Source organism: Amycolatopsis saalfeldensis (assembly GCF_900110575.1).
Classification (GTDB): Bacteria; Actinomycetota; Actinomycetes; order Mycobacteriales; family Pseudonocardiaceae; genus Amycolatopsis; species Amycolatopsis saalfeldensis.
On the sequence record NZ_FOEF01000018.1, the window covers coordinates 194,758 to 221,171 of the forward strand.

Genomic DNA, 26,414 nt, shown 5'->3' on the forward strand with positions numbered 1-26,414 from the left:
GGTACTGTCAGTCGGCTGTGCTGGCGCTGTGCGGGAAATTCCTTTGCAGAGCAGGAAAAAGGGGCCTTCCGCGGACGGAAGGCCCCAATTCGGTTATTCGGTCAGTACGTGATCGCCACCGCCGGGTCGGCGAGCAGCGCGCCGACGTCGGCCAGGAACTCCGAGCCCTGCTGGCCGTCGATCACGCGGTGGTCGAAGCTCAGCGAGAGCTGCATCACCTTGCGCACCACGATCTCGCCGTCCACCACCCACGGGGTGTCGCGGATGGCGCCGACCGCCAGGATCGCCGACTCGCCCGGGTTGATGATGGGCGTGCCGGTGTCGACGCCGAAGACGCCGACGTTGGTGATCGTGAAGGTGCCGTTCGCCATCGCCGCGGGGGTGGTCTTGCCCTCGCGCGCGACGTCGGTCAGCTCCGTCAGCGCGAGCGCGAGTTCCTTGAGCGACAGGGAATCGGCGTCACGGATCTTCGGCACCACGAGACCGCGCGGGGTCGCTGCCGCGATGCCGAGGTGCACGTAGTCCTTGTAGACGATCTCCTGCGCCGCCTCGTCCCACACCGCGTTGACGTCCGGCGTGCGCTTCGCCGCCAGGCACACGGCCTTGGCCGCGAACGCCAGCGGGGTCAGCTTGGTGCCGGCGAACTCGCGCGACTTCTTCAGCTTCTCGCGCAGCTCCATCATCGGCGTGACGTCCACGGTCAGGAACTCCGTGACGTGCGGGGCCGTGAAGGCGCTCTGCACCATCGCGTTCGCGGTGGCCTTCCGGACGCCCTTGATCGGCACGCGGCGCTCGCGCGTGCCGGGGTCGTATCCGGCGTCCACAGTGGACGGTTGGACGACGGCCGATCCGTTGGCCGCGCGCTCGACGTCGTCACGCGTGATGACGCCGCCGGCCGTGCCGGACAGGGCGTGCAGGTCGACGCCGAGGTCCTTGGCCAGCTTGCGGACCGGCGGCTTGGCCAGCGGAACGTAACCGCCGCGCGGCTTTTCCGCGACGACCGACGCCGGCGCGGGCGGAGCGGCGACGGCCGCCACGGGAGCGGGCGCGGCGGGTGCCGAACCCTTGCGCTCCCGCCGCTTCGTGACCACGGCCTTGGAGCCGTAGCCGACCAGCGGCTTCATCTCCTCCTCGGCCGGAGCCTCCGGAGCGGCAGCGGCAGCGGCCACGGGAGCGGGCGCGGGCGCGGCGGTGCCGCCGGGATCAACGTCCATGGTCAGGATCGGCGTGCCGACCTCGACCGTCTGCCCCGGCTCCACGTGCAGCTCGGTGACCACGCCGGCCCACGGGATGGGCAGTTCGACGGCCGCCTTGGCGGTCTCGATCTCCACCACGATCTGGTTGACCGTGACCGTGTCGCCCGGCTTCACGTGCCAGGCGAGGATGTCGGCCTCGGTCAGCCCCTCAGCCGTGTCGGACAGGGGGAACTGTTTGTACTCGGGCATGAACCCCCCTCACCAGGCCAGCGAACGGTCGACGGTGTGCAGCACCCGGTCCAGGTCGGGGAGGTAGTACTCCTCGAGCTTGGCCGGCGGGTACGGCGTGTCGAACCCGGCCACGCGCAGCACGGGGGCCTCCAGCGAGTAGAAGCACTCCTGCTGGACGCGGGCGGCGATCTCCGAGGTCAGCGACGATTCCGACGGCGCCTCGCTGATCGCGATCAGCCGTCCGGTCTTGCGCACCGACTCGAACACCGGGCCGAGGTCGAGCGGCGAGAGCGTGCGCAGGTTGATGACCTCGAGCGACTTGCCCTCGTCGGCGGCGGCCGCGGCGGCGTCGAGCGCCACCTTCACGGACGGGCCGTACGCGACGACCGTGGCCGTGGTCCCCTCGCGCACCACCTGCGATTTGAAGACGCGGCCCGGCGACGTGCCGGTGTCCACCTCCATCTTGAGCGCGCCCGAGTGGTACAGCTTCTTCGGCTCGAAGAACAGCACCGGGTCGTCGGACTTGATGGCCTCCTGGATGCCCCAGTACGCGTCCAGCGCGTTGGAGATCGAGACCACCTTCAGCCCGGCGATGTGCGAGAACAGCGATTCCGGCGACTCGGAGTGGTGCTCCACCGCGCCGATCCCGCCGCCGAACGGCACCCGGATGACCACGGGCATCTTGATCTTGCCCTGCGTGCGGTAGTGCAGCTTCGCCAGCTGCGAGGAGATCTGGTCGAACCCGGGGAAGATGAAGCCCTCGAACTGGATCTCGCACACCGGCCGGAAGCCGCGGACGGCCAGGCCGACCGCGGTGCCGATAATGCCCGACTCGGCCAGCGGCGTGTCCAGCACGCGCTGCTCGCCGAAGTCCTTCTGCAGCCCGTCGGTGATCCGGAAGACGCCGCCGAGCTTGCCGACGTCCTCACCCATCATCAGGACCTTCGGGTCCTCTTCCATGGCCCGGCGCAGGCCGAGGTTGAGCGCCTTGCCGATGGTCAGCTTCTGGAGGTCCATCAGTGCTCACCCGCCGTGGCAAAACCGTCCAAATAGGACAGGAACTCTTCGCGCTGGGCGTCCAGCACCGGCGAGGGCTCGGCGTAGACGTTCGCGAAGATCCGCTCCGGCGGCGGCTCCGGCATGTTGAACGTGTACTCGCGCAGCTCGGCCGCGAACTGGTCGGCCTCGGCCTGGACCTGGTCGAAGAAGCCGTGATCGGCGCCGCCGCCGCGGGCCAGGTACGCCCGGACGCGCTCGATCGGGTCCTTCAGCTTCCACTCCTCCAGCTCGTCCGAGAGCCGGTAGCGGGAGGGGTCGTCGGTGGTGGTGTGGGCGTCCATCCGGTAGGTGAAGGCCTCGATCAGCACCGGTCCGTTGCCGTGCCGGCACTCCTCCAGGGCCCACCGGGTCACGGCGAGGCAGGCGAGCACGTCGTTGCCGTCCACGCGGATGCCGGGGAAGCCGTAGCCGCGGGCGCGCTGGTACAGCGGCAGGCGCGACTGGCGCTCGGTCGGCTCCGAGATGGCCCACTGGTTGTTCTGGCAGAAGAACACGAGCGGCGCGTCGTAGACCGCGGCCCAGACGAAGCCCTCGTGCACGTCGCCCTGCGAAGTCGCGCCGTCACCGAAGTAGCAGATGGTGGCTTCGCCGTCGTCGTCGCCGACCTTGCCCTCGAACTTCTGGCCCATCGCGTACCCGGCCGCGTTCAGGACCTGGTTGCCGATGACGATCGTGTACGGGTGGAAGCCGTGGGCCTTGTAGTCCCAGCCGCTGTGGTCCGTGCACCGGAAGATGCCCAGCAGGTCGCGCATGTCGACGCCGCGGGCGTACGCGACGCCGTGCTCGCGATAGCTCGGGAAGGCCATGTCCCGCTGTTCCAGCGCGCGGCCGGAGCCGATCTGCGCGGCCTCCTGGCCGAGCAGCGGAACCCAGATGCCGAGCTGGCCCTGGCGCTGCATCGCGTTGGCCTCACGGTCCGCGCGGCGCACCAGCACCATGTCGCGGTAGAGGTTCTTGAGCATCTCTTCGTCGACGTCGGCGACGTACTTGTCGAACTGCGGCGAAGGGATCCGTTCGCCTTCGGGGGTGAGCAGCTGAGTCAGCTCAGCGCCACCTTCACTTGTTGCTCGCAAACCGGCGATCACCTGTTCGGGGGATGGCTGGGCCGATACCGCGGCCGGTCCGTCTCCAGGTTCCGGGTGCGTCCACTGTTCGGACGGCATGCGCTGTTCTCCTCGGTGTCGGTGCCTCTGGCGGCCGCTTGTGGCGGCCACAGCGACTGCACCGGCGGGACCGGCGCCTCGGGTCCGAGGCGTCAGGCCACCGTCGGCGTTGACGGTTCTCGCCGACATCCTGGCACGAAGGTTAGGCCGATGGTGAGCGGTGGTTGCTGATTTGTTGCTGAGAAACCCCGCCTGAACAGCGAAAACGCTCGGACGCCCGAGTATGGGACCGACGATGGTCGGTCATCCCGACGGGCGTTCACCAGGCGTCACCGGGTGGCCGCCGGGCGCGCACGGGTGTCGCGCCTCACCGGCTCAGGCCCCTCCGTGACCTCCGTCACCGTGGCAGGATGGCTGGTGTGGAACAGAAATCCGTACGTGAAACCGTGGTCTCGACGTGGATCAGCGACGTCTTGCCGAGCTTGTCCGGTCTGGTCGCGATCCCGGCGCTGTCCCCGGCGTTCGACGCGGACTGGGTGAACTCGGGTCACCTGGCCGCCGCCGTCGAGCACGTGAAGACGTGGATCGAGGGCCGGGCGCTGCCGGGCGCGACGATCGAGGTCGTCCAGCTCGACGGCCGGACCCCGCTGCTTTACGTCGACGTGCCCGCGACCGCCGGCGCCGTCGACCGTGGCACCGTGCTGATGTACGGCCACCTCGACAAGCAGCCCCCGGTCGGCGGCTGGTCCGAGGGCCTCGACCCGTGGACCCCGGTGGTCCGCGACGGCCGGCTCTACGGCCGCGGCTCGGTGGACGACGGCTATTCCGGGTACGCCGCGGTGTCGGCGCTCGAGGCCGTGCACGCCGCCGGCGGTGAGCACGCGCGCGCCGTGCTGCTGCTCGAGACGGGCGAGGAGTCCGGCAGCCCGGACCTGCCCGCGTACGTGGCGCACCTGGCGGAACGGCTCGGCGAGGTGTCGCTGGTCGTCTGCCTCGACGCGGGCGGCATGGACTACGAGCGGCTTTGGCTCACCACCAGCCTTCGCGGCATGCTGCACCTGACCGTGAACGTGCAGCTGCTCGCCGCCGCGCAGCACTCCGGCCTGGCCAGCGGCGTGGTCGCCAGCTCGTTCCGCGTGCTTCGGCAGCTGCTGGAGCGGGTGGAGAGCGCCGAGACCGGCGAGATCAAGCTGGCGGAGCTGAACGTCGAGGTCCCGGCCAGCCGCCTGGCCGAGATCGAGGCCGTCGCCGAGGTCGCCCCGGACGGCCTGCGCACGGTGTTCCCGCTGGTCAGCGGCGGCAAGACGGTCAGCGAGGACGCGCTGGAGCTGCTGCTCAACAACTACTGGCGCCCCACGCTGTCGATCATCGGCGCGGACGGCTTTCCGCTGCCCGCCGACGCCGGCAACGTGCTGCGCGAGAGCACCACGCTCACGCTGTCCTTCCGTCTCCCGCCGACGGCTTCGTCGGACGCGGCGCTCGCGGCCGTCCGCGCGGTGCTGACCACGGACGTCCCGTACGGCGCGAAGGTGACCATCGCGGACGACGCCCAGGCCGAGGACGGCTGGAACGCCCCCGAGGAGGCGCCGTGGCTGACCGCCGCGCTGCGCCGCGTCAGCGACGAGGTCTTCGGCCGCCCGCACCGGGCCGCCGGCATGGGCGGGTCCATCCCGTTCATGGGCCTGCTCGGCGAGAAGTACCCGGACGCGCAGTTCCTGGTCACGGGCGCCTGCGGGGCCGACTCGAACATCCACGTCCCGGACGAGTGGCTGAACCTGGACTACGCGCACCAGGTCACCGAGGCCGTGGCGCACATCCTGGACGCCCACGCGCGAGGCTGAGCACCAGCCCGACTGCGGTCGCTCGCGCCGGCCGCGGCCGGGCCGATCTCGTTCGTCGCGCCCCAGCTCGCGCGCCGCCTGACGCGCCGGCCGGGCCCGAACCTGTCCGCCTCCGCCGCGTACCTGATCGGGCTGCGGCTCACCCGCGCCGCCGCGTCGCCTGACTCAGGCCAGCCGGGTCAGCTGCACCGAGACGTCTAAAGTGGACTGACCGCCGCCGGTGAAGATCCCCTTCAACGGTGCCACGTCCGCGTAATCCCGCCCGGTCGCGACCCACACGTGGCGCGGGCCGACCGGGATGCCGTTCGTCGGGTCGTAGGCCCACCAGCCGCCGGTCCAGACGTCGACCCAGGCGTGGCTCTCGCCCTCCACCGTCTCGCCGAGCTTGGCGTCGGACTTCGTGTGCAGGTAGCCCGAGACGTACCGCGCCGGGACGCCGATGGCGCGCAGCATCACCAGCGTGACGTGCGCGAAGTCCTGGCAGACGCCCTCGCGCGCCCGCCACGAATCGGTCGCCGTGCTGTGCACCCCGGTGGTGCCCGGCTGGTACTTCAGCTGCTGGTTCACCCACTCGCACACTGCCAGCACCGCGTCCGCCGGGTCGAGGCCCTTGCGCAGCTCACGGGCCTGTTTGGACAGTTCCTGGTCCCGCGGCGTGTAGTCCGTCGGCGTCAGGTACTCGGTGCGGTGGTCCACGACGGTCTCGCCGTGCAATTCCTTCCACGAAGCCGAACGCTGCGGCTCGGCCTCGTCCGCGGTCTCGACCACCGACGTCGCCAGCACCGTGAACTCGGTGTGCGGCGCGTGCAGGTCGAACGAGGTCACGACGGTGCCCCAGTAATCCGTGTACCGGTAGGCACGCGTGGCGGGCGTGGTCTCGATGCGCGTCGCCAGCGCGGTCTGCCGGCGGTCGGACCGAGGGGTCAGGCGAGCCTCGTTGTACGACTGCGTGGCCGGCGTCGCGTACCGGTATCCGGTCCGGTGCGTCACCCGGAGCTGCCAGGTCACAGCGAAACCTCCGCCCCGCTCCAGGCCACCCACGGCGACGTGTGGAAGTACTGCACCGAAACCGCCTCACCGAGGTCCTTGATCGTGGTCTGCAGCCCGCCGAGCCGGCGGGGCAGGTCGTCCAGCAGCGCCGACGGGTGCAGGAACTCCAGCTCGCTGCGCGCCCGGCCGACCAGCCGCAGCGCCTCGGACTTCTCGTTGCCGCGCGCGTTCACGCCCGGGTCGAGCTGGCGCAGGCAGTCCTCCGCCTGGCGCAGCGCGTGGAAGACCGAACGCGGGAACAGCGTGTCCCGCAACAGGAACTGCACCACCCGGCCGGCGTCGAGCGCGCCGCGGTTGGTGCGCAGGTAGGTGTCCTGCGCGCCGGCCGAGCTGAGCACCGTCATCCAGCCCGGCGAGGACGCGCGGTCCGAGACCCGCGAGAGCAGCAGCCGCACGACCATGTCCGCGCGCTCCACCGAGCGGCCGAGCACCATGAACAGCCAGCCGTCGTCGCGGCTCATGGTGGAGTCGGCGAGCCCGGCGAACATCGCCGCGCGTTCCTCCACAAAGGACAGGAACGCGTGCGGTCCGGCGCGCCGGGCGTACCGCTGGCGGTCCGGGACCGCGTTCCACGTCGCATTGAGGCACTCCCACAACTCGGTGGACACGACCTCGCGCGCGCCGCGGGTGTTCTCCCTGGCGGAGTTGATGGAGCCGACGATGGACGCCGGGTTGTCCTTCGCGTACGCCACCAGCTCGGTGAGCTTCCAGACGTCCAGCGAGTCCGCCCCGTCCGTCTTGATGCCGAGGACGGCGAGCAGCTGACGGCTCGCGTGGTCCGGGTCGACGCTCGCGTCTTCCAGCAGCTGGTGGACCGAGACGTTGAGGATGCGGGAGGTGTCGTCGGCGCGTTCGACGTACCGGCCGATCCAGTACAGCGACTCCGCGTTGCGTGCCAGCATTTTACGAACCTCCCTCAGCTCTGTTGCTGCTGCTGTTGCTGCTGGGCCGCGGACAGCTCCGGCCCCTGCTCGGCGGCCAGACCGTCCACTGCGGACACTTCGCCGAGCGCCGGGCGGTCCAGCTCGCGCTCCACTGTGGACGAGCGCGAGGCGAGCACCCAGGTGTCCTTCGAGCCACCGCCCTGCGACGAGTTGACCACCAGGCTGCCTTCGGGCAGCGCCACCCTGGTCAGCCCGCCGGGCAGCACGAAGATGTCCTTGCCGTCGTTCACGGCGAACGGCCGCAGGTCCACGTGCCGCGGCGCCAGCCGGTCGTCCACCTTGGACGGCACGGTGGACAGCTGCACCACCGGCTGCGCGATCCAGCCGCGCCGGTTCGCGCGCACCTTGCGGCGCAGCGCGTCCAGCTCCTTCTTGTCCGCCTCCGGGCCGAACACGATGCCGTAGCCGCCGGAGCCCTCGACGGGCTTGACCACCAGCTCGTCGGTATGCTGCATGACGTGGTCGAACTCGTCCGGCAGCCAGCACCGGAAGGTGTCCACATTGGGCAGCAGCGGCTTCTCGCCCAGGTAGTAGCGCACCATTTCGGGCACGTAGGTGTACATCAGCTTGTCGTCGCCGACGCCGTTGCCGATGGCGTTCGCGACCACCACGTTGCCGGAGCGGGCCGCGTTGAGCACCCCGGCGACGCCGAGCACGGAGTCCGGCCGGTAGTGCACGGGGTCGAGGAACTCGTCGTCGATCCGCCGGTAGATCACGTCCACCGGCCGCTCGCCCTCGGTGGTGCGCAGGTAGACGACGTTGTCGCGGCAGAACATGTCGCGGCCCTCGACCAGTTCCACGCCCATCTGGCGGGCGAGCAGCGAGTGCTCGAAGTAGGCCGAGTTGTAGACGCCCGGGGTGAGCACCACGACCGTCGGGTCGGCGACGTTCGGCGCGGCCGCCGCGCGCAGGGCCCGCAGCAGGTGGGACGCGTAGTCGCCGACCGGCCGTACCCGGTGCTGGGCGAACAGGTCCGGGAACACCCGAGCCATGGTCCGGCGGTTCTCCATCACGTAGGAGACCCCGGACGGATTGCGGAGGTTGTCTTCCAGCACGCGGAAGGTGCCCTCCTCGTCGCGCACCAGGTCCACACCGGACACATGGATGCGGACGCCGTTGGGCGGGTTGATGCCGTAGGCCTCGCGCTGGAAGTGCTCGCAGGAGGTGATCAGCCGGCGCGGCAGCACGCCGTCACGCAGGATCTGGCGGTCGCCGTAGATGTCCGCCAGGAACGCCTCGAGCGCACGCACCCGCTGCGCCACCCCGCGTTCGAGCTTGGCCCATTCGGCGGCCTGGATCACGCGGGGCACCAGGTCCAGCGGGAACGGCCGCTCCTGGCCGGACAGCGAGAACGTGATGCCCTGGTCGACCATCGCGCGGTCGAGCGCCGAGGAGCGGTTCGTGAGGTCGGCGGCGTCAAGCGAGGCGATGGACTCGTACAACGCGCGGTACGGCCCCCGCACGATGCCCTCGCCGTCGAACATCTCGTCGTACGCTCCGGCGTGCGGCCGCTCCGGCGCGAGATACCCGTCGAACTGCGCGCCGGGCTTCCCGGCGCGCCGCCCCTTCACCGCTCGCGCACGTCGCCCGGCCGGCGGCAGGCGGGGACCCGGGGAACTGTTCATGGTCGACATCCTGACGCACAGCGAGCCCCCGGCGCGACACTCACCGTCATACCTGTCCAGTGCGAAACGGCCCCGTAACGTACGGGTGCTGGGCATACCCGCTTACGAGTGGCAATATGCGTGCTCTCGACAGTTGAGAACTACGAGGAGTGACGAAGTGGCCCGAGGACACCAGATGAAGGCGCTCGCCCTTCTCCCTGCTTTCGCGCTGGTCGGCCTGACCATGGCCTGCGGTGCGGGCGGAAGCGGCGCGGGTGACGCCGGGGGCAATTCCTCCGCGGCGGCCCCGGGCGGCTCGGCGGACATCCCGGCGGCGGCCAAGGACGACAAGCTCGCGGCGATGGTCCCGGCCGCGATCTCGGCCGACGGCAAGATCCTGGTCGGCCAGGACCAGAGCTACCCGCCGAACGAGTTCCAGGACGAGAGCGGCAAGGTCAGCGGCTTCGACGTCGACCTGGGCACCGCGATCGGGCAGAAGCTCGGACTGAAGATGGAGTTTCAGAACGCCGCCTTCGACGGCATCATCGTCGGCGTTGAGGCAGGCAAGTATGAGATGGCGATGTCCTCGTTCAGCATCAACGCCGAACGGCTCCAGACCGTCGACATGATCAGCTACTACAAGGCCGGCACCTCGATGGCCGTGCTCAAGGGCAACCCCGACAAGCTGAGCGTCGACGACCTCTGCGGCAAGAAGATGGGCGTCCAGAAGGGCACCACGCAGGTCGACGACCTGCAGAAGCGCTCCGACGCCTGCACGGCCGCGGGGAAGCCGGCCATCGAGGTCACCCAGCTGCAGGCCCAGACCGACGTCAACCTGGCGCTCACGGCCAAGCGCGTGCAGGGCGAGCTGGCCGACTCCCCGGTCGTCGACTACGCGGTGAAGCAGACCGGCGGGCAGCTCGAGGTCGTCGGCGCGCCGTATGACACCGCGCCGTACGGCATCGTGCTGAAGAAGGGCAGCGGTGACTACGGCAAGGCGGTGCAGGGCGCGGCCCAGGCCCTGATCACCGACGGCACCTACAAGAAGATCCTGGAGAAGTGGGGTCTTTCGAGCGCCGGCGCGGTCGCCACGTCCGAGATCAACCCGGCTTCCTGAGGCCGTCTGAGATAGGACGTAGTTTCCCGTGTCCAGTTCTTCCGACGCGCCTCCGTCCGAGGCCTCCGTCGACACCGAACCCATCAAGGCCGTCCCGGTGCGCCATTACGGGCGCTGGGTGGCCGGGGTGGTCATCCTCTTCCTCGCGTTCATCATCGTCCGCAGCATCATCACGAACGACAACCTGCAGTGGCCGGTCGTCGGGGACTATCTGTTCAACGACCGCATCCTGCGCGGTTTGCAGAACACGCTGATCTTGACCGTGATCTCGATGGTCGTCGGCATTCTGGGCGGTGTTCTGCTGGCCGTCATGCGGCTTTCGCCGAACCCGCTGACCAAGGGTGCGGCGGGGATCTACATCTGGCTGTTCCGCGGCACGCCGCTGATCACGCAGCTGGTGTTCTGGAACTTCCTGGCGTACGCGTACCCGCGACTCGGACTGGGCATCCCGTTCGGCCCGGAGTTCGTGTCGTGGGACACGAACACACTGATCAACCAGTTCACCGCGTCGTTGCTGGGCCTCGGGCTCAACGAAGCGGCATACATGGCGGAGATCGTGCGCAGTGGTATCCAGTCGATCGACAGCGGTCAATTGGAAGCGGCGTCCGCGCTGGGCATGAAGCGCACCACGACGTTGCGCCGGATCATCTTGCCGCAGGCCATGCGCGTGATCGTCCCGCCGACCGGCAACGAGACGATCGCGATGCTGAAGACGACGTCTCTGGTCGTCTCGATCGGCTACTTCGAGCTGATGGTCGCGGCGCAGTCCATTTATGCACAGAACTACAAGATCATTCCCCTGCTCCTCGTGGCCGTGGTCTGGTACCTGTTCATGACGTCGATCCTGACGATCATCCAGATACAGATCGAAAAGCGGTTCGCGCGCGGCAGTTCGCGGGCGGTTCCCGTTCGCGCGGCCTGGCGTAACCGGCTGTTCAGCAGGGGCGGAGGCAACGTCACATGACCGCGGTCGTTTCCGCGCAGCGGATCTGCAAGAGCTTCGGCAGCCTCGAAGTGCTCAAGGGCATCGACCTCGAGGTGCACGACAGCGAGGTGCTCTGCCTGATCGGCCCATCCGGCTCGGGCAAGTCCACGCTGCTGCGCTGCATCAACCACCTGGAGAAGATCGACGCCGGCCGCCTGTACGTCGACGGTGTCCTGGTGGGCTACCGCCAGCGCGGCGACAAGCTGCACGAGCTGCGCGAGAAGGAAGTCGCGTTCCAGCGCAAGGACATCGGCATGGTGTTCCAGCGCTTCAACCTCTTCCCGCACATGACGGCGCTGGAGAACGTCATGGAGGCGCCGATCCAGGTCCGCCGCGAGCCGAAGGCGCAGGTCCGCGAGCGGGCGCTGGAGCTGCTGGAGCGCGTCGGCCTCGGGGACAAGGCGCCGAACTATCCGGCGCAGCTCTCGGGCGGGCAACAGCAGCGCGTGGCCATCGCTCGTGCCTTGGCGATGCAGCCCAAGCTGATGCTCTTCGACGAGCCGACGTCAGCCCTGGACCCGGAACTGGTCGGCGACGTCCTGGGCGTCATGCGCCAACTGGCGAAGGACGGCATGACGATGGTCGTGGTCACCCACGAAATGCAGTTCGCCCGCGAGGTCGCCGACAAGGTCCTCTTCATGGACGGCGGCGTGGTGGTCGAGGAGGGCCCGCCGGCGCAGGTGATCGGAAATCCTCAGCACGAACGTACGAAGGAATTCCTGGCACGGGTTTTGAACCCGAACGCTTGAGTTCCGTCTGACCGGTGTGGCCGCCTCTCGTTTCGGGGCGGCCACACCGGTTTCAGCGCCCGCTGCGCAGCTCGCCTTCCAGCTGCTGGACTTTCTTCGCAATGTCCTGCGGCCCGGCGCCCGCCAGGCTGACCCAGCCGGACTTGTCGACGCCGAACAGGATGCGGCCCTGCTCGGTGTCGACCCAGCCGGGCGGGTTTTCGTTGCGCAGGCGCTTTCCGCGGCTGTCGCGCACGGCGACGTACAGCCGTCCGAAGTAGGTGTGCGGGGCTTTCAGCCACTGCAGCACCTTCTTGGCGTCGCGGATGCTCGGGTTGCTGGTGCTGGGGATGTCGCCGCTCTTGATCAGGTTCAGGTCGGTGTCGGAGCAGTTCAGGGACGCAATGCGGGCGGCGGGCGCTTCCGGCAGCATCGCTGTGAACTCGCGTGCCAGCGCATCCGGCGTACACGGTGCCAAGTAGAGCGTCTGGTTCACCGCGACCACCGACACCGCGTCCCGCCCACTCGCCGCGACCCGGACGGTCCGCTCACCCTGGTCCGACTTGACCCACGAGTAGTACTCGACGCCGGGCCGCTGCAGGACGTTGAGCGTCTCGACGAAGTCGTCGTCCAGACGCCCGCCCCGCACCAGACCACGCTGAGCCAGCTCGGCGTCCGTGTCGGCCGCCAGCTGCCGCCGCTCGTCCGGCGAGTACCACAACGCGCCGCGAACGAGCGTCGGGTGGATGTCGCCGAGGTTCTGGCGTTCGAGCAGCACCTCGTAGGTCTGCAGGCTCAGCTCCACGGGCTTGCGCAGCACCGTACTTTCCCCTCCCCCTAGGTACGCCTAAGCCCCGATCACCGGTGGCGTCGGCTTGTCCCCGTCGTAACCGCCGAAGATGGAGTCCGGGTCCTCTTCGGACAGCAGGATCTTGCGCTGGTGCTCTTCGTCCTCCGCGCCCTTGCCGCCCTTGGCCCCCTGGCCCATGCCGCCCATCCCGGACTGCCCCTTGGCCCCGGCGGCGCCTGCGCCCATCCCGGACCTCGCGGCGCCGGCACTTTCGCCGACCGCGCCCGCTCCGCTGCCTGCCCCGCCTCCGATACCGGCACGGCCGCCCGTGGCCGCCCCGCCCCCGCCGAAGCCACCTGACTTGGATCCGCCGCCGCTGCCTGGCCCGAACCCGCCGCTGCCTCCGCTTCCACTTCCACTTCCGCCGAACCCGCCGACAGGCCCGAATCCACCGGAGAACCCGCCGCCGCCGGAACCTCCGCCGGGTCCGCTACCTCCAGGCCCGAACCCATTGCCGGCCCCACCGGCCACCGGACCGCCGTGCACAAGCGGCGGCGAAGGATTCGCCCAGGCCGCACTGGTGTGATCATCCCCAGGCGCCCCCGGCGACGGCACGTTCACCCCACCACCCGGCCCACCCCCATGACTCCCCGGCGGCGGAGGCGCCTGATACCCCGCCGCCCCCGGCGGCGCGTGGTAGGCGCTGGGACCGCCGCTGTAACCACCGGAATGGCTGGAGGAATGGCCGCCACTGCCAGAGCTGTGGTGCCCACCGGAAGTCCCGGGGCCAACCGGATCGGGCGTGACCCCACCAGCCGACACATTCGGATCATGCGCGGCGGGATAGTCCATCGGGAGCGTCTCGGTCCGCGGCTGACTGCTTTGCGAGTAGCCGTTGTAGATCTCGACGTTCTGCTTCGTTTTGTTGTCGTATTCGGCGGCCTTGATCTCGTCATCGCTCGCGCCGATGGACAGCCAGTCTTCGAGACTGTCGTCGTCCGGTCTGGTTTGGTCAACCGGAACGACGTTGTTCTTGGCGTAGTTGAAAGCAGCGGACTGCTGTTCGATGGATTGCCGCATGCTCTCCATCTTTTGCGCCGCAGTGCGAGACGTGACAATAAGCGGGGAGAGACCGGCCTTTCCGCTGTCGGCGGCCTTGCCTTTCCACAACGAGTCGAGTGCGGTCTGGCTATCGGTGAGCTTGGTGGCCACGTCCTCGTGGATCGTGTTCAGCTGACTGCAGCCGTGCCCCATCGCGTCCAGCCCGGTGGTATCTCCTGGATCGTGAAGCTGGTTGTAGATGTCGAATCCGCTTTGAGGCATTTCAGCTCGCCGCCTTCAGTCGCGTGATTTCCGCGGCAGCGATCTGTTCCGCCATCTTGCACGGGTCTGCAAGTGCAGGATTCCCGGTCCGGAGTTGGGTGTTGACCGTGTAGGTCAAGTCATCGCGAACTCCGACAGCCAGTGCGCACGAGCCCGCTCCCTCATCGCCGGCGCTGTACACGACCGCCGGGTAGCCCTCGACGGGTGCGTGCGGTTGGAAGGTTGAGAGGCGGCCGGCCTGGTTCTCCAGGTAGAGGCTGTTGAGGCCACGTTTGTTGCCGGCGTAGAAGCCTCCGCTGACATTCCCGGTGCTGCCGTCGAACGTCCACTGGCATGACTTGCCGACGATCGACTCGGCGATGCTGGTGCCCTTGACCTTTCCGCCCACCTTTTCGATCTCGCTGATAGGCAAAGCGGAACATGGGTCGGTCACGTACGGAGCCGTGTTTGTCAGAGGCTGCGACACTTTCGGGGCAAGCATCGGTTCAGCCCCTGGTGAGCTCGACGCCGCAGGCGAGGGCTGCCCGGACGTCGAACCGCCGCACCCGGTCAGCAGCGCTGCCGCCGTGCTGATGAGGGCGAGCTGACAGACGATTCGGATTCGCATCAAACGACCTTCCCTGGGCCGCGAAACGCGTCGATCGCGGCTTGGTCCTGCTTCACATACGCAGTGCGGATTTGCTTCAGGGTCTCTACGTACGACTGAAGGTAGTCGACGGTCCCGCGAAGAAACTCGTTGTATGCCGTCGTGGCACGGCCGGCGGCCGTCATGTAGTCCTTGCTGGCACCGTCCGAGCCCGGGTAGCCCAGCTGCGCGAACTGGTAGCCGATGGTTCGTGCCTGTGAGTAGTCGCTGTCGAGGCTGTCCTCGAGCTGCTGGATCACCTTGTCCATCGCCGCAGCGTCGAACTTCCAGCCGCCGTTCCCCGCAGCCGCGGCGAAGTCGGCTTTCGCCTGGCCGGCTCCCAGTGCCGTGAAGTCCGGTGGCGGCCCGCTCGTCGTGGTCTGGCCGACCACCGGCAAAGGCACTGGCGGGCTCCCCGGCGCAGGTGCATTTTGCCCCGGCGTGGTCAGCTCGTTCATCACGCCCGGGAGTCCACCCGTGGTTCCATCTGGCATTGTCGTGCCTCCCCGCACGGGCCGCTCAGGTCCTGGGGTGCGGCCTACCCTCTGTTCTCTTCCAGCTCCGGCTAGTGACCTTAGCAGGGATGGAACGGGCACATGTCCGGTTCCGGCAAGATCACCCGACTCAAGCGGCACCCGCGGGTCATCACCAAGAGTAGTCATGTGTCGAACGCCGGGTAACAACAAAGCCCAGCTGACCGGGCTACTCCATTAGGCCGCTTGCGTCCCCGGCGTTCATCCGATTCGCTGGGGGCCGATGCCCGGGGGAGTAAGGGAGCACGTGCCGACTGACACGACGTTGCCGCCGTTGGATCCGTTTGACGGGGTGCCCGACAAGCGGTACGAGGTGAAGGCCGCTGACCTGCTGAAACCTGGGAGCGGCGGGATCTTGCGGTGGCGCCGGCAGGCCACGAACGCGCCCATCGTGCAGGTCGAGGACGCGTACATCACCGGGACGCTCGATCTTCGGGCCGCGGACCTCAAATACCTGTTCCGCTTCGAGCGGTGCCGGTTCGAGCATCCGCCGGACGTGCGTGAGGCGACGTTGCTGGGGCTGGTCTTCCGCAAGTGCTGGCTGCCCGGGCTCAAGGCGCGCAATCTCCGCAGCCGCAACGACTTGCGGCTGATTCGCAGCATTGTGGAGGTCGGGCCGGAGGAGCGGGAGATCGAGGAGACGACCGTCCAGCGCGGGGACGATCGGGAGCGCGGTGTGCCCAACGCCGCCGTCAACCTCACCGACGCGGTCATCGACGGGTCCGTCGTGCTCACCCGCACCACCATCAGCCACCGGCACGGCAAGGCCATCCAAGGCGACCGCCTCGTCATCACCGGCGCGCTCCTCGCGTACCGCATGGTCGCGAACGGCGAGGTCCGGCTGCCCGGCATGCGCACCGGCGGCAACGTCAACTTCTCCGGCGCCACGTTCGACAACCCGGACGGCTTCGCGCTCAACGGCAACGGCCTCCACATCGGCGGCAGCCTGCTCTGCGAGGTGGACAGCTACGGTCCCGCCAGTGAGCGCAAACGCTTCTCCGCCAACGGGATCGTCTATCTTCCGAGCGCCACTGTGGACAGTGACATCGTGCTGCGCGAGGCCAAGCTGACGGTCGACCAGAGCGGGCCCGTGGTCGTGGACGCGTGGAAGTCCAACGACCCGTACCTCGACCCGCGGCCCGCGCTCGTCGCCGATCGGCTGAAGGTCGACGGGAACCTCGAGCTGTCCGACGGGCTCCAGGCGTTCGGCACGCTGCGCATGGTCAACGCGCGCATCGGCGGGTCCCTGCGCCTCGCGGGCGCCGAGATCAAGATGGCCCGCGGCCGCCAGGCGCCGTTCTACGACCGCGCCCTGCACCTCGACGGCTCCACCGTCGGCGGCGACATCGAGGCCACCAGCCTGCGGGTGCCGGTCGGCCAACTGCGGCTGGCGGACGTCACCGTCGGCGGCAACTTCCTCGCGTGGAACTCGATGTTCCTGCACCCCGGACGCGACGCGTTTTCCGCGCGCCGCACCAAGATCTCCGGGAACCTGCAGCTCACGGACGCCACGGTGCAGGGCACCCTGCGGCTTCAGGGCGTGGAGGTCGGGGGCAGCCTGAACCTGTGCGGCACCAGGATCACCGACCCCGGCCGGCGCACTTCCAGTAGCTTTTCGCTCGACGTCCGCACGGCGAGGATCGGCCGCGACGTCGTGCTCACCGAGGACAAGGACCGCCCGTTCCTCGCCGAAGGCGGCGTCAACCTCGACGGCGCGCAGATCGCGCGGCGCCTCGAACTGCGGGGCGCGCAGCTCGGATCCTTTGCCCCGCACGGGATCGCGCTCGACGCCAGCGACGTCGCCGCCGACGAGTTCCTGCTCACGCCCGCCGAGCCGCCCGCCGGTCGCGTCATCCTGCGCCGCGCGCACTGCGGCACCCTCGGCGACAACGAGCAGTTCTGGGCCTCCGCCGAAGGCATCGAGCTCGACGACTTCCGTTACGACGCGCTGAAAGTCGGCATAGCACTCGACGACGACCGGTCCCTCGACCACCGGATCGTCCTGCTGCGCAAGGCGATGCGCGGCTACCGGCCCGGTCCGTACGACCAGCTCGCGTCCACCCTGCGCGCGGCGGGCAACGAAGAACACGCGTCGACGGTGGGGCTGCGCAAGCAGCAGTTCCGCTACGAGGCGCTGGCCAAGGGCTTCAAGATCTTCGGCCCCGGGGTGCGCTTGTGGAGCTGGCTGCAGCGGTCGATGGTCGGGTACGGCTACCGGCCGGTGCGCGCGCTGGGCTGGCTGCTGATGTTGCTCGTGGTCGGCAGCCTCTGGTTCGGCCTCGGCACCGACGACTGCGTTACGCACCCCGGCCTCTACGCGATCAGTGACGGCAAGCGCTGCCTGGTCAACCAGCAGGACACCGGGCTGCAGTGGAATCCGGTGATCTACACGGCCGATCTGCTCGTGCCGATCGTGGACTTCGGCAACAAGTCGCGCTGGTACATGCACGGCGCGGACAACTGGGTGGCCGCCGGCATCACGGCGTCCGGCTGGATCCTGGCGACGACCGTCGCGGCCGGTGTCAGCCGGATGCTGCGTCGCGACAACTGATCCGATGCGTCGCAGGGTGAACGGGTCCTGACGCCACCGGCCACGTCGGGTTGCCGCGTCGGCTGCGAGAACGTCGTCGAACTGTGCCCGCCGGATCGCACCGGCTGCGTGGTGGGTGTCCCCCCACATTCCAGTCTACCGGCGGGCTCGGACAAAACCGGACGACGACGGAGGTGCGACCTTGAGTTGTCCACACTGGCTGGGGGTTGTGGACAAGGTAGCCGGCGGAGAGCGGTAAGGCGGCCGCGAGTGAGAAGGTCGGAGTGAGGAAGGAGGTGCGTGACGAAGCCGGGAGCCCGGATGGGCGCGCCGCGAGCCAACCGGGGCAACGGGACCCAACCCGACCGACGAACGCGAAAAGCCGGCTCAGTCCACGAAACGCGACCAGAACGGGACTTCCCGCACACCGTCGGACGGCGGCTCCCCCAGCGGCTCCCCGCCGAACTCGTGGCGCAGGTAGCCGCGGAGATTCCAGCCGTAGGGCACGATGTCCGTCTGATACACCGACAACACCGGATAACCCGACTCGCCGGGCGTGGCCGGGAGGTAGCGGTGTCCGCACACCGGCACCAGCTGCGGCACCGAAGCGAGGTGACGGCGCGCGGCCGCCAGCGCGTTCGACAGGACACGCGGGCGCGGCCCCCAATCGGGTACCCACAGCGCGCTGTGCTCGACGTCGTACAGGACGCCGTCGACGGGCCAGTCCAGGCGTTTGCGCAGCTGGTCCGGGTTGCCGCAGCGCCAGTCCGGCCAGCGGTCGCCGACCGGGACGCCCGCGCGCAGGAACACCCGGTGGTCGTCGGCGAAGCGGAAGCCGAATTGCTGCTGGACGTCGTCGAGTTCGGCGTCCGTGAGGCCGGGCCGCAAGGGTTCGCGGAGGTTCTCCTGAAGGCTCCGGGCCTCCTCCACGGTGAGTGCGCCGGCCGGGTGGACTGTCGACATGCGAAGAAGCGTACGTAGCGGAAGCATCGCGCCGCGCGTCCTTTTCCGCTCCGTTGACGCCTCCCTCGGCGGGGTGAGGTTCTTCTCTCAGACTGCGAATATGGGAACACAGCGTGAGCGGATGTAGTTCACTCGTCCCGTGACTACCTCACCGCAGCCCGCAGTGCCGCAGGCGCGGGTGCGCGCGCCCGAACTCGCCGGCGACGTCTGGCTCAACACCGGTGGCCACCGGCTCACCCTAGCCGAGCTGCGCGGACGCATCGTGCTGCTCGATTTCTGGACCAGCGGCTGCGTCAACTGCCTGCACGTCCTCGACGAGCTCCGGCCGCTCGAGGAGGAGTTTTCGGACGTCATGGTCACCGTGGGTGTGCACTCGCCGAAGTTCCTGCACGAGGGCGAACGCGCGTCGATCGAGGCCGCTGTCCGGCGTTACGAGGTGCACCACCCCGTCGTCAACGATCCGCAAATGCAGCTGTGGTCGCAGTACGCCGTGCGCGCGTGGCCGACGCTGGTGGTCGTCGACCCCGAGGGGTACGTCGTGCACGTCGCCGCGGGAGAGGGCCACGGTGAGGCGCTTCGCCGCGTCGTCGCCGACCTGGTGGTGAAACACGCGGCCAAGGGCACGCTCCGCCGCGGTGGCAACCCGTACGTGCCGGTCGAGGAGCAGGACGGCGAGCTGCGCTTCCCGAGCAAGGCCGTGGCCACCGCCGAGGGCCGGATTCTGGTCGCCGACACCGGGCACCACTCCATCGTCGAATTCGCTTCCGACGGCGAGACCGTGATCCGCCGCTTCGGCAGCGGCGAGCGCGGCGCGCAGGACGGCCCGTTCGACCTCGCCACCTTCACCGAGCCGTCCGGGATCGCGCTGCTGCCCAACGAGGTCGCCCAGCGCGCCGGGTACCACGCCGTCGTCGCCGACACGGCCGGCCACCGGCTGCGCGGCCTCGACCTCAACACCGGCGAGGTCAGCACCATCGCGGGCACGGGCCGGCAGTGGCGCGACGGCTCCGACACCGGCAAGGCCGTGGACGTCGACCTCACCAGCCCGTGGGACGTCGCGTGGTGGGCCCCCGCGGGCGGTGTCGTGGTCGCCATGGCGGGCAACCACACGCTGAGCGTGTTCGACCCGGCTTCCGGCGACATCCGGCGCTTCGCGGGCACCACCGTCGAAGGCCTGCGAGACGGCGACGTGCACGAAGCGTTCTTCGCTCAGACTTCCGGCCTCGCGCCCGACGGCGACAAGCTCTGGCTCGCCGACGCCGAAACGTCCGCGCTGCGCTGGATCGAGCCCGACGGCGAGTCGTTCACCGTGCACACGGCCATCGGCGTCGACCTGTTCTCCTTCGGCCATTCCGACGGCCCGGCCGACCAGGCGCTGCTGCAGCACCCGCTGGGCCTCGCCGTGCTGCCCGGAGACCGCATCGCCATCGCCGACACGTACAACGGCGCTGTACGCCGCTACGACCCCTTCACGCGCGAAGTCACGACGCTCGCCACCGGGCTCGCGGAGCCGCAAGGCCTCCTTCTGCACGACGGCGTGCTGCTGGTCGTCGAGTCGGCGGGCAACCGCGTCGTGCCGGTCGGCGTCCAGGCGACCACCGTCGCGGGCACCGCGCACGCCGTGCGACGGCCGCCGACCGTGCTGGCGCCCGGAAACGTCGAGTTCTCCGTCGTTTTCACCCCGCCGCCGGGCGAGAAGCTGGACGAGCGCTACGGGCCGTCGACGCGGCTGGAGATCAGCGCGTCGCCGCCGGAGCTGCTCGCCGACGGCGCCGGGGTCGGCACGGATCTGGTGCGCCGGGTCCGGTTCGCCGAGGGCGTAACCGAAGGCGTGCTTCAGGTTGTCGCGCAGGCCGCGAGCTGTGACGAAGGCGGCGAGCACCCCGCGTGCCGCATCACGCGACAGGACTGGGGCGTGCCGGTGCGGTTCGAGGCCGGCGGACAGAGACTGCTCAGCCTGGTCATGGCGGGCGAGCCGAAGGGGACCCCGCCGCCTCAGTAACATGGGGGCGTGTCCGACGGCCCCCAGCTCGAGATCCAGATGCTGCACGACCGGGTGCTCGTGCGGCTGTCCCCCGAGGAGGGCGAGCGACGCAGCAGCGGCGGCATCGTCATCCCGGCGACCGCGCAAGTGGCGCGCAGGCTCGCCTGGGGTGATGTACTGGGCGTGGGCAACAGCGTGCGCAACGTCAAGCCGGGCGACCGGGTGCTTTTCAACCCCGAAGACCAGTTCGAGGTCGAGATCAAGGGCGAAGGGCACCTGGTGATGCGCGAGCGGGACATTCACGCCGTCGCCACCGAGCGGACCGAACACGGCACGGGGCTGTACCTGTAGCTCCTGGCAGGGGGAGGGCAGGCGTGCGCGAAGACGAAACCTCGCAGGACCTCTTCTTCGACGACCTGCTGCATGGTTCCCGAGAAGACCGGGCTGCCGAAGACGGCTTCGTTTCCGAAGACGACCTGGCCACCGAGATCTTCGCCGTCGTCGGCTCGCCCCCGCCGCCCGATACGCCGGCGCGCCGGGTCCGGCGCAAGATCGGCCGCACGTTCATGATCGTCGGCGGTCTGATGGGCTTGTTCGTGCTGCTGTACGGCCTCGACCTGATCGTCAGCGCGGGCGACGTGCCGCGTGGGGTGGTCGTGGCGGGCATCGACGTCGGCGGTCTCTCGCACGCCGACGCCGAGGCCAAGCTGCGCGCCGAGCTCCAGCCGCGGCTGACGCAGCCGGTGCAGGTGCACGGCGGCGACGTCACGACGACGCTGCTGCCCGCCCAATCCGGCCTCGGCCTGGACTGGCCGGCGACGCTCGCGCAGGCCGGGCACCAGCCGTTGAGCCCGATCACGCGCATCATGTCGTTCTTCAGCACCCGCGACGTCGATGTGGTCACCCGCTCGGACCAGCAGGAGGTCCGCCAGGCCGTGCAGTCGCTGGCCGACGGGCGGCTGAACCACCCGCTGGTCGAGGGCAGCATCGGGTTCCTGCCGAAGGCCGGGACGGACGTGACGCCGTACCCCGTCGAGCCGCGACAGGGACAGTCGCTGGCGGACGTCCACGCGGCCGTGCAGGCGGTGATCGCGGACTGGCTCGCGCCGGGCGGCGTGTCGCTGCGGATGGACGTGACGCCGCCCAAGGCGACGTCGGCCGGCGTCCACGCGCTGCTGGACCAGGTGGTGGCGCCCGCGGTGGCGAAACCCGTGGTGGTGCACGGCCAGGGCAAGGACGCGACGCTGACGCCCGCCGCGATCGCTGCGTCGTTCCAGTTCGCGCCGCGCGACGGCGGCAGCCTGGAGCTGCGGATCGACCAGGGCAAGCTGCAGCAGGCCGTGCAGGCGGACCTCGTTTCGACCGAGACCGACGGGCGCGACGCGGAGATCGTGTTCACCGCGGGCGCGCCGGCCGTGCAGCCGTCCGAGGACGCGCGGAAGATCAACTGGGCCAACACTTTCAAGCCGATCACGCAGGTGCTGGCGAAGCCGGACGGGCGCGACCTGAGCGTGGCGTACGACGCGACGAAGCCGAGCGTGACCACGGAAGCGGCGTCGGCGCTGGGCATCAACGAGGTGATCGGCGAGTTCACCACCAGCGGCTTCAGCGGCCCGGCGGCCACGAACATCCAGACGCTCGCCGACCGCGTCTCGGGCGCCGTCGTGAAGCCGGGCGAGACGTTCAGCCTCGGCTCGCGCTCGGGCGCCCGGACTTCGGCGAACGGCTACGTCAGCGCCCCCGTCGACGAGGACGGCACGGGCCCTTCGGTGGTGGGCGGCGGAGTCTCGCAGCTCGCGTCCACTTTGTACAACGCCGCGTACCTGGCCGGTCTCGGCGACGGCGGCCACGCCGCGCACGACCACTACCTCGACCGCTACCCGGCGGGCCGCGACGCGGCGGCCGTGGACGCCGCGGGAAACCCGGTGGAGCTGAAGATCGCGGACACCATGCCGACGGGTTTCGCCATCCAGGCCTACGCCGGCGGCGGCTCGGTGACGGTGCGGATCTGGGGCACCAAGCAGTACCGCGTCGAAGGCCGCACGGGCGCCCGGACGAACCAGGTCTCACCGCCCATCCAGTTCGGCCCCGGCCCGGACGGCACCTGCCAGGCCTCGCCGGGCGCCACCGGCTTCAGCGTTTCGGACACCCGCGTCTTCTACGATTTGGCCACGGGCAACGAAATCCGCGAGGAAACCCGTAATACGACTTATGCCCCGCAGCCCATCGTCTTGTGCTGAGCGTGGCCTAGAACCAGCCCTGGAAAACGCCGATCCGGCCCGCCGTCAAGCAAAGCGGGCCGGACCGAGAGAAGCGAGTGTTACCGGTTGACGCTGCGCCGGCCGTAGATCCCGGCCACGAGGCTGACGCCGATCGCGGCGATCACCACCTGCGTGATGATTTCCAGCCAGTCAATGCCCTTCGTGTCGGCGTAGCCGATCCCGCGGGCGATCCAGGTGCCGACGAAGGCCGCCACGATGCCGACGACGATCGTCAGCCAGATCGGGATGGACTGCTTGCCGGGCGCGAACATCCGGCCGAGCAGGCCGAGGATCAAGCCGATCACGATGGCGCTGATGATGCCTGAGACGGTCATCGAAACTCCTCTGCCTGAAACGGAGTCCGCGGCACCGGCCACGGACGCTGTCGGGATTCCCCTCGCCGGAGCGGTCGAAACCTCGTTTCCAGGGGCATTACACCCACTTCGCCCCGCCGCCCCGCCAGTCACGACCGGCGAAGTCACCCGAAAGAAAAACCCCCGGTGCGCGGGCACCGGGGGAATTCCTCGCTCAGTGGCTCAGAAGGCCGCCTCGTCCAGGTCCATCAGCGTGTTGTCGGCGGCCTCGACGATCGCGCGGCGCGCGGTCAGCTCCGGCAGCACGGACTTGGCGAAGAACGAGGCCACGGCGACCTTGCCCTCGTAGAACGGCACGTCCTTGGCCGACGCGCCGGCGTCCAGCTTGGCGATGGCCACCTCGGCGCCCTTGAGCAGCTGCCAGCCGACCAGCAGGTCGCCCACCGACATCAGCAGCCGCACGGTGTGCTGGCCGACCTTGTTGATGTTCTGCGGGTCTTCCTGCGACGCGGTCAGGTAGCCGATCAGCGAGCCGAGCATGCCCTGCGTGTCCTCGAGAGCCTGCTTCAGCAGCGCGCGCTCGTTCTTGAGCCGTCCGTTGCCTGCCTCGGCTTCGAGGAACTTCGTGATCTCGCCGGCCACGTACGCGAGCGACTGGCCCTTGTCGCGGACGATCTTGCGGAAGAAGAAGTCCAGCGACTGGATCGCCGTGGTGCCCTCGTACAGCGAGTCGATCTTCGCGTCGCGGATGTACTGCTCGATGGGGTAGTCCTGCAGGAAGCCGGACCCGCCGAGGGTCTGCAGCGACTGCACGAGCTGCTCGGTCGCCCGCTCGGAGCCGACGCCCTTGACGATCGGCAGCAGCAGGTCGTTGACGCCGTGCGCCAGCTTCAGCGAAGCCTCGTCGCCTTCGCCGGTCCACAGCTGGTCCTGGAACGACGCCGTGTACAGGTACACCGCGCGCAGGCCCTCCGCGTACGCCTTCTGCAGCATCAGCGAACGGCGGACGTCCGGGTGGTGCGTGATCGTGACGCGCGCCGCGGCCTTGTTCAGCATGTTCGGCAGGTCGGCGCCCTGCACGCGCTCCTTGGCGTAGTCGCGCGCGTTCAGGTAGCCGGTGGACAGCGTCGCGATGGCCTTGGTGCCGACCATCATCCGGGCGTACTCGATGACCTGGAACATCTGCGCGATGCCGTTGTGCACCTCACCCATCAGCCAGCCCTTGGCCGGGGTGCCGTGCTGGCCGAAGGTCAGCTCACAGGTGGTGGAGGCCTTGATGCCCATCTTGTGCTCGACGTTGGTGACGTAGGCGCCGTTGCGCTCGCCGAGCTCACCGGTCTTCGAGTCGAAGTGGTACTTCGGCACCAGGAAGAGCGAAAGGCCCTTCGTGCCGGGCTTGGTCTCGATGCCGGGACCCTCGGGCCGCGCCAGCACGAGATGCATGATGTTCTCGCTCATGTCGTGCTCGGCGGAGGTGATGAACCGCTTCACGCCGTCGATGTGCCAGGAGCCGTCCTCCTGCTTGACCGCCTTGGTGCGGCCCGCGCCGACGTCGGAGCCGGCGTCCGGCTCGGTCAGCACCATCGTCGCGCCCCAGGCGCGGTCGATCATGATCTGCGCCCAGTGCTGCTGCTCTTCGGTGCCGTTGTTGTTCACGATCATCGCGAAGTTCGGGCCCGCCATGTACATGAACAGCGGGGCGTTCGCGCCGAGGATCAGCTCGGCCGCGGCCCACTGGACCGTCGGGGGGAGGCCGAAGCCGCCGAGGTCGTTGGTCAGCCCGAGTCGCCACCACTCGCCGTCCATCAGCTGCTGGTAGCTCTTCTTGAACGACTCGGGGATCTTGACGCTGAACGTCTTGGGGTCGTACACCGGCGGGTTCCGGTCCGCATCGGCGTAGGACTCGGCCAGCGGGCCCGTGGCGAGCTTGTTCAGCTCGGACAGCACCCCGCGCGCGGTCTCCTCGTCCGATTCGGCGAGCACGCCCTTGCCGAGGCGCTCCTGTACGCCGAGCACCTCGAAGAGGTTGAACTCCAGGTCTCGGACGTTGCTCTTGTAGTGGCCCATGTCGTCACTCCGTTTTGTGTTCGGCTTTCCGGCCGGGCGCAGGTTCCCTTACTCGCCGGTAACTTCAGGATATTACCTACGAGTAACGCCGGGCAAGCGAAACCCCGCCTTCAGGGGCGGAATTCAGCCGAAAAACCCACATCCACCTGGACGACAAGGTCAGGGGGTGCCGCGCGCCACGGCGGGCTGGGCGGCCGCGGGATTGTGCTCGTCGTCCGCGCGCGGGATCAGGATGCCGCTGCGGAACGCGATGGTCACGGCGTGTGTCCGGTCCCGCGCGGAAAGCTTGCGCAGGATGCTCTTCACGTGCGTCCGGACCGTCTCCACGGACAGGAACAGCAGCTTCGCGATCGCCGAGTTCTCCAGTCCTTCGGCCACGAGCTGCAGCACCTGGTACTCGCGGCGCGAAAGCGGCATCGCGCCCTTCGGCTGGGCCAGGTGGTCCGCGGCCGGCGCCGCTCTGGGCGACGGCTGGCGTTTCGGTCTGGCGGTGAGCGCCGCCAGCGTCGGGTCGATGTAACGACGGTCGGAGTGCGCGCGCCGGATGGCCTCCGCGAGCCGGCGCGGGTCCACCGAGCGCGGCACGATCGCGTGCGCGCCCGCGCCGATCGCGGTCGCCAGGTACTGCTGCGTCCGGTTGGCGTCGCGGACCAGCACGACCAGCAGCAACGCCGGATCGCCCGAGGCCAGCAGCTTGGTGAGGTGGCAGTTGGGGTCCAGCGCCGAGTCGAGGATGACGACGTCGGGGCGCACCTGCTCGCACAGCTGGAGCGCGGAGTGGTGGCTCGCCGCCTGGCCCGCCCAGTGCAGGCCGGGGCTGCGGTGCACCATCGCGGCCAGGCCCTCGCGGAAGATCGGAACGGGATCGACCACGGCGACCCCGAGGCTGCGGCTCGCGCCGGGCTGCCCCGGCATGGCGGTCGGTCGGTGGGGCTCGATGCCGCGCATCTCGGGCCTCCGTACTCCAGGTCGTCCCCGGGTAGCCGGACTGTGTGGCACGCCCCCCGGCGCGCCGTCCGGCACCACCCGGTCTCCCCTGCTGGGACCGGACGGGAACGACACCTTGTCTCTGATTCGAGTACCCCGTAGGCGTCTCGTGACGCGGTTTCCCCCTCATGGCCGTATCGGCCGGTCGCAGCAAACTCTCCGTAGAAAAGCGGCTGTGA

22 protein-coding genes are annotated in these 26,414 nt (G+C 69.3%); 8 read left to right on the top strand and 14 right to left on the bottom strand.

The genetic code is table 11. The annotated features are described in order from the left end of the window. Nucleotides 1-101: 101 nt before the first annotated feature. Genes BMY97_RS33200 through pdhA form a run of 3 tightly spaced genes read right to left on the bottom strand, consistent with a single transcriptional unit; the run spans nt 102 to nt 3,649 of the window. Nucleotides 102-1,445 carry a dihydrolipoamide acetyltransferase family protein gene (locus tag BMY97_RS33200; protein ID WP_091624764.1) on the bottom strand — a complete coding sequence of 448 codons (1,344 nt, stop codon included), beginning with the start codon at nt 1,443-1,445 and terminating at the stop codon, nt 102-104. 9 nt (nt 1,446-1,454) lie between these two features. Next, a complete protein-coding gene (locus tag BMY97_RS33205; RefSeq protein WP_091624767.1) occupies nt 1,455-2,447 on the bottom strand; it encodes an alpha-ketoacid dehydrogenase subunit beta in 993 nt (330 codons plus the stop codon). After that, on the bottom strand, nt 2,444-3,649 hold the full coding sequence (gene pdhA, locus BMY97_RS33210) for a pyruvate dehydrogenase (acetyl-transferring) E1 component subunit alpha (RefSeq protein ID WP_091624769.1): 1,206 nt from the start codon (nt 3,647-3,649) through the stop codon (nt 2,444-2,446). Before pdhA ends, BMY97_RS33205 begins: the two co-directional genes overlap by 4 nt. Before the next feature lie 359 nt (nt 3,650-4,008). Here pdhA and BMY97_RS33215 point away from each other — a divergent pair, with 359 nt between their 5' ends. Beyond that, complete coding sequence (locus BMY97_RS33215; protein ID WP_177231663.1) at nt 4,009-5,430, top strand: M20/M25/M40 family metallo-hydrolase; 1,422 nt, start codon at nt 4,009-4,011, stop codon at nt 5,428-5,430. Nucleotides 5,431-5,595: 165 nt separating this feature from the next. On the opposite strand, the gene BMY97_RS33220 is transcribed toward BMY97_RS33215, so the two are convergent. Genes BMY97_RS33220 through BMY97_RS33230 form a run of 3 tightly spaced genes read right to left on the bottom strand, consistent with a single transcriptional unit; the run spans nt 5,596 to nt 9,058 of the window. Then, nucleotides 5,596-6,438, bottom strand: a complete 843-nt coding sequence (locus tag BMY97_RS33220; RefSeq protein ID WP_091624775.1) for a transglutaminase family protein — start codon at nt 6,436-6,438, stop codon at nt 5,596-5,598. Then, nucleotides 6,435-7,382: an alpha-E domain-containing protein gene (locus tag BMY97_RS33225; RefSeq protein ID WP_091624777.1), complete on the bottom strand. Its 948-nt coding sequence runs from the start codon at nt 7,380-7,382 to the stop codon at nt 6,435-6,437. Before BMY97_RS33225 ends, BMY97_RS33220 begins: the two co-directional genes overlap by 4 nt. A 14-nt stretch (nt 7,383-7,396) precedes the next feature. Beyond that, nucleotides 7,397-9,058: a circularly permuted type 2 ATP-grasp protein gene (locus BMY97_RS33230; RefSeq protein ID WP_091624780.1), complete on the bottom strand. Its 1,662-nt coding sequence runs from the start codon at nt 9,056-9,058 to the stop codon at nt 7,397-7,399. A 166-nt stretch (nt 9,059-9,224) separates the two neighbouring features. On the opposite strand from BMY97_RS33230, the gene BMY97_RS33235 reads away from it, so the two are divergent. The 3 genes from BMY97_RS33235 to BMY97_RS33245 are packed head-to-tail and all read left to right on the top strand — an operon-like array spanning nt 9,225 to nt 11,879. Beyond that, a complete protein-coding gene (locus tag BMY97_RS33235; protein WP_091624783.1) occupies nt 9,225-10,145 on the top strand; it encodes an ABC transporter substrate-binding protein in 921 nt (306 codons plus the stop codon). A gap of 28 nt (nt 10,146-10,173) precedes the next feature. Then, the gene (locus BMY97_RS33240) at nt 10,174-11,109 is read left to right on the top strand and encodes an amino acid ABC transporter permease (protein ID WP_091624786.1); all 936 of its coding nucleotides are present in this window, start codon (nt 10,174-10,176) and stop codon (nt 11,107-11,109) included. Next, nucleotides 11,106-11,879, top strand: a complete 774-nt coding sequence (locus tag BMY97_RS33245; protein WP_091624789.1) for an amino acid ABC transporter ATP-binding protein — start codon at nt 11,106-11,108, stop codon at nt 11,877-11,879. The genes BMY97_RS33240 and BMY97_RS33245 overlap by 4 nt, the downstream gene beginning before the upstream one ends. A 52-nt stretch (nt 11,880-11,931) precedes the next feature. Here BMY97_RS33245 and BMY97_RS33250 read toward each other — a convergent pair whose 3' ends face one another. From BMY97_RS33250 to BMY97_RS33265, 4 genes are read right to left on the bottom strand one after another with little or no spacing between them, the layout of a single operon-like run. Beyond that, entirely contained in the window at nt 11,932-12,678 is a 747-nt protein-coding gene (locus BMY97_RS33250; protein WP_091624791.1) for an ESX secretion-associated protein EspG, read from the bottom strand. 27 nt (nt 12,679-12,705) lie between these two features. After that, on the bottom strand, nt 12,706-13,971 hold the full coding sequence (locus BMY97_RS33255; protein ID WP_091624794.1) for a hypothetical protein: 1,266 nt from the start codon (nt 13,969-13,971) through the stop codon (nt 12,706-12,708). Between the two features lies 1 nt (nt 13,972). Further along, nucleotides 13,973-14,578, bottom strand: a complete 606-nt coding sequence (locus tag BMY97_RS33260; protein WP_091624796.1) for a DUF3558 domain-containing protein — start codon at nt 14,576-14,578, stop codon at nt 13,973-13,975. After that, on the bottom strand, nt 14,578-15,054 hold the full coding sequence (locus tag BMY97_RS33265; protein ID WP_245787626.1) for a hypothetical protein: 477 nt from the start codon (nt 15,052-15,054) through the stop codon (nt 14,578-14,580). Before BMY97_RS33265 ends, BMY97_RS33260 begins: the two co-directional genes overlap by 1 nt. Before the next feature lie 298 nt (nt 15,055-15,352). Here BMY97_RS33265 and BMY97_RS33270 point away from each other — a divergent pair, with 298 nt between their 5' ends. Then, nucleotides 15,353-17,680, top strand: coding sequence for an oxidoreductase (locus BMY97_RS33270; protein WP_245787625.1), 2,328 nt, complete (start codon nt 15,353-15,355; stop codon nt 17,678-17,680). A 366-nt stretch (nt 17,681-18,046) separates the two neighbouring features. On the opposite strand, the gene BMY97_RS33275 is transcribed toward BMY97_RS33270, so the two are convergent. After that, a complete protein-coding gene (locus BMY97_RS33275) occupies nt 18,047-18,622 on the bottom strand; it encodes a hypothetical protein (protein WP_091624802.1) in 576 nt (191 codons plus the stop codon). 178 nt (nt 18,623-18,800) lie between these two features. Between BMY97_RS33275 and BMY97_RS33280 the strand changes: the two genes are divergently transcribed. From BMY97_RS33280 to BMY97_RS33290, 3 genes are read left to right on the top strand one after another with little or no spacing between them, the layout of a single operon-like run. Beyond that, complete coding sequence (locus tag BMY97_RS33280) at nt 18,801-20,624, top strand: NHL domain-containing thioredoxin family protein (protein ID WP_091624908.1); 1,824 nt, start codon at nt 18,801-18,803, stop codon at nt 20,622-20,624. Between the two features lie 39 nt (nt 20,625-20,663). Beyond that, nucleotides 20,664-20,957, top strand: a complete 294-nt coding sequence (locus BMY97_RS33285; protein WP_091624910.1) for a GroES family chaperonin — start codon at nt 20,664-20,666, stop codon at nt 20,955-20,957. 23 nt (nt 20,958-20,980) lie between these two features. After that, nucleotides 20,981-22,846, top strand: a complete 1,866-nt coding sequence (locus BMY97_RS33290) for a VanW family protein (RefSeq protein ID WP_091624805.1) — start codon at nt 20,981-20,983, stop codon at nt 22,844-22,846. Between the two features lie 80 nt (nt 22,847-22,926). On the opposite strand, the gene BMY97_RS33295 is transcribed toward BMY97_RS33290, so the two are convergent. The 3 genes from BMY97_RS33295 to BMY97_RS33305 form a co-directional block, all read right to left on the bottom strand. Next, a complete protein-coding gene (locus BMY97_RS33295; protein ID WP_091624807.1) occupies nt 22,927-23,202 on the bottom strand; it encodes a GlsB/YeaQ/YmgE family stress response membrane protein in 276 nt (91 codons plus the stop codon). A 201-nt stretch (nt 23,203-23,403) separates the two neighbouring features. Then, complete coding sequence (locus BMY97_RS33300; protein ID WP_091624810.1) at nt 23,404-25,248, bottom strand: acyl-CoA dehydrogenase; 1,845 nt, start codon at nt 25,246-25,248, stop codon at nt 23,404-23,406. 159 nt (nt 25,249-25,407) lie between these two features. Further along, nucleotides 25,408-26,196 carry a response regulator transcription factor gene (locus BMY97_RS33305; RefSeq protein ID WP_177231657.1) on the bottom strand — a complete coding sequence of 263 codons (789 nt, stop codon included), beginning with the start codon at nt 26,194-26,196 and terminating at the stop codon, nt 25,408-25,410. Between the last annotated feature and the right edge of the window lie 218 nt (nt 26,197-26,414).